6 protein-coding genes are annotated in these 5,918 nt (G+C 57.5%); 4 read left to right on the plus strand and 2 right to left on the minus strand.

All coding sequences use genetic code 11. From position 1 onward, the window contains the following. The first annotated feature begins 132 nt into the window (after positions 1–132). Genes mcrB through mcrA form a run of 4 tightly spaced genes read left to right on the plus strand, consistent with a single transcriptional unit; the run spans position 133 to position 4,438 of the window. Positions 133–1,437, plus strand: a complete 1,305-nt coding sequence (mcrB, locus tag ACP5EL_RS08645; protein ID WP_428402107.1) for a coenzyme-B sulfoethylthiotransferase subunit beta — start codon at positions 133–135, stop codon at positions 1,435–1,437. A gap of 15 nt (positions 1,438–1,452) precedes the next feature. Then, the gene (gene mcrD / locus ACP5EL_RS08650; protein ID WP_428402108.1) at positions 1,453–1,944 is read left to right on the plus strand and encodes a methyl-coenzyme M reductase operon protein D; all 492 of its coding nucleotides are present in this window, start codon (positions 1,453–1,455) and stop codon (positions 1,942–1,944) included. 24 nt (positions 1,945–1,968) lie between these two features. After that, complete coding sequence (gene mcrG, locus ACP5EL_RS08655; protein ID WP_428402109.1) at positions 1,969–2,742, plus strand: coenzyme-B sulfoethylthiotransferase subunit gamma; 774 nt, start codon at positions 1,969–1,971, stop codon at positions 2,740–2,742. Between the two features lie 16 nt (positions 2,743–2,758). After that, positions 2,759–4,438 carry a coenzyme-B sulfoethylthiotransferase subunit alpha gene (gene mcrA, locus ACP5EL_RS08660; protein ID WP_428402110.1) on the plus strand — a complete coding sequence of 560 codons (1,680 nt, stop codon included), beginning with the start codon at positions 2,759–2,761 and terminating at the stop codon, positions 4,436–4,438. Between the two features lie 125 nt (positions 4,439–4,563). Here mcrA and ACP5EL_RS08665 read toward each other — a convergent pair whose 3' ends face one another. Next, positions 4,564–5,082, minus strand: coding sequence for a TIR domain-containing protein (locus ACP5EL_RS08665; RefSeq protein WP_428402111.1), 519 nt, complete (start codon positions 5,080–5,082; stop codon positions 4,564–4,566). Positions 5,083–5,096: 14 nt separating this feature from the next. Continuing rightward, positions 5,097–5,699, minus strand: a complete 603-nt coding sequence (locus tag ACP5EL_RS08670; RefSeq protein WP_428402112.1) for a 7-cyano-7-deazaguanine synthase — start codon at positions 5,697–5,699, stop codon at positions 5,097–5,099. Positions 5,700–5,918 lie beyond the last annotated feature (219 nt).

Here is a 5,918-nt window from a genome sequence, read left to right on the forward strand (position 1 = left end):
GGGTAAGGCGGGAGGCTGTAGTAGAGAGGATCATTGCCGGGTATGATTACACTGGATAGCATATCGTACCGTTCGCTCCGGCAACTCCGATTCATTCAGTTTTCTGCTAAAAGGTAAAGGAGGAAAAAGAACGTGTCTGACAAAATAGACCTCTATAGTGACCGTGGCGTTCTTTTAAAGAGTGACGTTGACCTGAGCGCCGTCAGCCCACTCAAGAACGCTGCGATGAAGAAGCTGATCAACCTGACCAAGCGGACCGTAGCGGTCAACCTGGCGGGAGTCGAGAACGCTCTTAAGACCGGAAAGGTCGGCGGGCAGGGCAGGCAGATCAAGGGACGTGAGCTGAATTATGATGTCGTCGCCAACGCCGACGCCCTCGCCGCCAGCATAAAGGATCTGCTCCAGGTCGAAGAGGGAGACGACACCAACGTCCAGGTCCTGGGAGGAGGAAAGCAGCTCCTGGTTCAGGTTCCCACCGCCAGGGTTGACGTCGCATCAGAGTTCGTCGTCGGAATGACCGCAGCAGCAGCAGCAGCCACCGAGGCGCTCGTCGGTCAGTTCAATACCAACATGTACGACGCGCCGATGGTCCACGCCGCAGTCTGGGGCCAGTACCCGCAGACCGTCCCCATGTCCGGCGGAAACATCGCCTCTGTCCTCAACATCCCCCAGAACGATGAAGGTCTCGGCTTCGCCCTTCGAAACATCATGGCAAACCACATCGCAGCCATCACCAAGAGGAACGCCATGAACGCCGCTGCCCTCTCTTCCATCTACGAGCAGATCGGAAACTTCGAGATGGGCAACGCCATAGGAATCTTCGAGAGGCACCAGCTCCTCGGCCTCGCCTACCAGGGCCTCAACGCCAACAACATGGTCTACGACTGTGTCAAGGCCAACGGCAAGACTGGAACCATCGGAACCGTGGTTCAGTCCACCGTCGAGAGGGCCATCGAGGACGGGGTCATCAAGGCCGGCGAGAAGTTCCCCTCCGGATTCACCATGTACGAGGCAGTGGACGTCTCCAAGTGGAACGCCTACTGTGCGGCAGGCACTCTCGCAGCCACCATGGTCAACTGCGGTGCTCTTCGAGGTGCTCAGGCAGTCTCCTCAACGCTGCTCTACTTCAACGACTTAATTGAGAAAGAGACCGCTCTGCCCGGCTGTGACTGGGGCAAGGTCATGGGAACCGCTGTTGGTTTCTCCTTCTTCAGCCACTCCATCTACGGCGGCGGCGGACCCGGCGTCTTCAACGGCAACCACGTCGTGACCAGGCACTCCCGAGGATTCGCCATCCCCTGCGTATCCGCGGCGGTTGCTCTTGACGCGGGCACCCAGATGTTCACTCCGGAGATGACCTCTGGACTGGTCGGGGCCGTTTACGGAGAGATCAAGGAATTCCGCGAGCCTATCGTCTCAGTTGCGGAGGCTGTATAGATAGGTTGAGTATGCATGGTCACTAAATCAGACACGGAACCAGTCCAGATTGAGATATTCCCCCGGAAGTTTCTCAAACCGGAGACGGCAGAGTGCCTTCTCGGCGAGATTTACCGAGAGGGCGGACTCGTCCGGATAATGATCCAGGGGCCGAACCTTCCAAAGGCGGTGCCTTACGGTCCTGGCAAGGGATTACCGGTTGATGAGAACCGGGATCTTCTCTTGAAGCTCGGAGATCAGGCCCTTGAGCTGAGGGTTAAAGTGGGAAGGATCTGGCTTGAGCTGGAGGGCGAGGAGTATCTAGAAGGCGTCAAGGCGGCGTGTGAGCGAACGCTGCCCTTCCCCTTCGAAATAAAAAGAAAGCGGCTGTTTCACACCAAGCCGACCGTCTCCGACTACGCGAAATACGGAAGCGAGATTGAAGACGAACGGGTACTTGGGCTGGTCGATCCGAAGGGCAAGAGGGAACGAGATCTTGCCGTGCTGTCTGATTCGAGAGGTGACTGATGTTTTCATAAGGAGGTTTAGGATATGGCATACAAACCCCAATATTATCCAGGCAACACGTCTGTTGGTGAGAACAGGCGTAAGCACATGTCTGGCGATCTGGAGAAGCTGAGAGACATCTCCGATGCCGACATCGTATCCATAATGGGCCACAGGGCTCCCGGCGCAGACTACCCCAGCACCCACCCGCCCCTGGCCGAGATGGGAGAGCCCGACTGTCCCATAAGGCAGCTCGTAGAGCCGACCCCCGGCGCGGCCGCTGGTGACAGAATAAGGTACTCCCAGTTTACCGACTCCATGTACAACGCCCCCGCCATCCCCTACTGGAGAAGCTACTGGGGAGCGATCAACTGCAGAGGCTGTGACCCGGGAACCCTCTCCGGCCGACAGATCATCGAGGCCAGAGAGAGAGACATTGAGGAGTACACCAAGGTCCAGATGGACTCCGAGATGACCGACCCAGCCCTCGCCACCATGAGGGGCTGCACCGTCCACGGCCACTCCCTGAGGCTCGACGAAGACGGCATGATGTTCGATATGCTGGCGAGGACCGAGCTCGGATCCGACGGCAACGTCTACTACGACAAGGACCAGGTCGGCATCCCCCTGGACAAGAAGATCAACTCCGGAAAGCCGATGAGCGAGGCCGAGACGGCAAAGAGAACCACCATCTTCAGGTGCGACAACATCTCCTTCGGTGGACCCTGCACCGCAGAATCAAGAGAATTCGACGAGGGCCTGGTCGCCCTGCACCACATGTGGGAGCGCAGAAGCAAGTGGGGATTCAGGCCAGAGTAAATGGTGGTGAGATAAGATGGGAAAGATTCACACTAAAAAGCTGTTCGTAAAGGCTCTGAACAAGAAGTTCGGCAAGGACTTCGACCTTTCAGGCACAACGACCACTTACGAGAGGCTCGGCGTCGAGCAGAATCCTCGTAAGAGAGAGTTCATAGAGGCCGCCAAGAAGCTGGAGGGCAAGAGAGGAATATCCTTCTACAACCCCATGCTTCACGCCGGCGGCATCCCCATGGGGCAGAGGCAGCTCGTCCCCTACAAGCTCTCCACCACCGAGTACATCGTAGAGGGCGACGACCTCCACTTCGTCAACAACCCCGCCATGCAGCAGATGTGGGACGACATCCGGAGGACCATCGTGGTCGGTCTGGACATGGCCCACGAGGTGCTGGAGAAGAGGCTGGGCAAAGAGGTCACTCCTGAGACGATCAACAACTATCTCGAGATCCTGAACCACGCCATGCCCGGCGCAGCCGTGGTCCAGGAGCACATGGTTGAGACCCACCCCGGCCTCGTCGACGACTGTAACGTCAGGATGTTCACCGGCGACGACGACCTCGCGGACGAGATCGACGATCAGTATCTGATCGACATCAACAAGCTCTTCCCCGCCGAGCAGGCCGAGGAGCTTAAGGCGGCCATGGGCAAGACCTCCTGGCAGGCCATCCACATCCCGACCATCGTATCGAGGACCTGTGATGGCGGCACCACCTCCAGGTGGAGCGCCATGCAGCTGTCCATGACCTTCATCGACGCCTACAACATGTGCGCCGGTGAGGCCGCTGTGGCCGACCTCGCCTTCGCCGCCAAGCACGCGGCTGTCATCCAGATGGGCGAGATGCTCCCCGCGAGGAGAGCTCGAGGCCCCAACGAGCCCGGTGGAATCAGCTTCGGATTCATGGCTGACATGGTTCAGACCTCCAGGACCAAGCCCTGGGATCCGCCACAGGTCTCCCTGAACGTCGTCGCTGCTGGAACGATGCTCTACGACCAGATCTGGCTGGGCAGCTACATGTCCGGCGGCGTCGGGTTCACCCAGTACGCCACGGCCGCCTACACCAACGACGTCCTGGACGACTTCTCCTACTACGGCTGCGACTACGCAGTCGACAAGTATGGAGGATGGGGTGAGGCTCCGATCGATATCGAGACCGCCAAGGACTGCGCCACCGAGACGACCCTGTACGCCATGGAGCAGTACGAGGCCTTCCCGACCCTGCTCGAGGACCACTTCGGTGGGTCCCAGAGGTCCGGTATCATGGCCGCCGCCAGCGGTGTCACCACTGGCTGCATCACCGGAAACAGCCAGATGGCTCTCGCCGCCTGGTATCTCAGCCACCTGATTCACAAGGAAGGCTGGGGCAGGATGGGCTTCTTCGGATACGATCTGCAGGACCAGTGCGGTCCGACCAACGTCTTCAGCTACCAGGGCGACGAGGGCAGTCCCCTGGAGATCAGAGGTCCCAACTATCCGAACTACGCCATGAACGTCGGTCACCAGGGCGAGTACGCAGGCATCTCCAGCGCAGCTCACGCTGGCCGCGGAGACGCCTACGCGTGCAACCCGCTGATCAAGGTCTGCTTCGCGAACCCCGCGCTCCTCTTCACCTGGGACGATATCCGCAAGGGATACGGAATGGGTGGAGCAAGAGAGTTCCGCGCGGCCGGCGAGAGATCTCTGGTCATGCCCGCAGTGTAGGCGCGTCGCCTACACACCTTTTTTTCCTTTATTTTTCAGTAAGAAATGCTGACGGCTCTTCTGTCTGTTGCCTATAAAATGAGACGCCGTAATACGAGGGCGGGAACTTCAGACTAAATATAAACTCACAAAATTTCTGCGTTCTTTCGAATAATCCGCCGAACTTCGTCCTCGCTGTAGGCCAGGGGCTTGATCCGATGCTCTCTCAGCACCTTGGGAACTCTTAGGGACAGCTCTTCGTTCAGCCTCATGGCTATCAGGGGTTTTTTCATCCTCAGACCTTCTCGGACCTCCCAGTCGACCCATTCACAGTCGTGGGTGGTCTTTCCGATGAAGAGGATCACCGCAGAGCAGGCCTCGATCCTTCTTTTGATGCAATGGCGGACGTATTCGGCATTCTCGGTCTTGAAATGGACCTTCAGCGCGAAGTCGATGAAGTCGAGATGGGGGTCGGCCTCTTTTGCCAGGGAGCAGAAGGCTTGGACCTGATCGGCATCCCCCACTCTGAAGATGAGAAAGGCCTTCCTCCGCGGCACTGGGTCTTGAGCCTCTCTGATCTCCTCCCTCGCCATCTCCTCCAGCCGTTCGATCTCCACTCTCGCAACTTTCGAGGGGCGAGCTTCGGGCTCTGATATCACCATCATGCGCATATCACCATCTAATCCGTCGCCAGGGGATCGACGATCACCTTGCGGGCGGTACAGTTTTTGCAGACGCCATTTCTTCCCGGATGGCAGCAGAGGGTCTCCTCTATGGGGAGGCCATACCAGTTGGCTATGTTAATGATGTCGGACTTTGCGAAGTTGATCAATGGCGTAAGTATGGTGATCCGATCTCCGAAAGCGGAGTTGATGGCGAAGTTGGCGTTCACCAGAAACTCCTCGGTCTGGTCCGGAAAGAGGTGGCTCTCGTCTGAGAGGAGGGCGATGGCTATGATCTTTATGCCCCTCTGGTAGGCGTAAGAGGCTGCTGCCATCAGGGACATGAGGTTTCTTCCCGGAAGGAAGGCGTTGATGTAGCTCGCCCTGCAGTCTCCGTTGACGTCGGACTCTATCGACCTGCAGTATCCTCTCAGATCTATCTTCTCGGGGAGCGGCAGGTTGCAGCTCTTGAATACGTTCCTGCAGGCCTTCCATTCCTCCTCGTTGGAGATCTGGCCGAAGTCGATGAAGATGGGATGCTGCTCCTGTCTCTCGTTATTCAAAATCTTGCACATTACCAGGGAGTCGATATCCCCCGAGACGATGGGCACCACGACCATTTTGAGAACTCCTTTCTTTAGGGAACGTGACCATAGTTCAAATGAGATTAAGCGGCAAACCAGAAGTACCTTTAATCTATTTATCTCCACCGCGTCCCACTCTTCAGCTGTCATAGTGCTTAGCGCTTCTGACGGCCTTATGCAAACCGCCATAATATCCAAAATTTCTGGCAAATCAGAGTTGAGAGATGGCCGGGACCGAATTTTGGAAATGCCCTT

It is taken from the genome of Methanocrinis sp., from assembly GCF_049974945.1.
Classification (GTDB): domain Archaea; phylum Halobacteriota; class Methanosarcinia; order Methanotrichales; family Methanotrichaceae; genus Methanocrinis.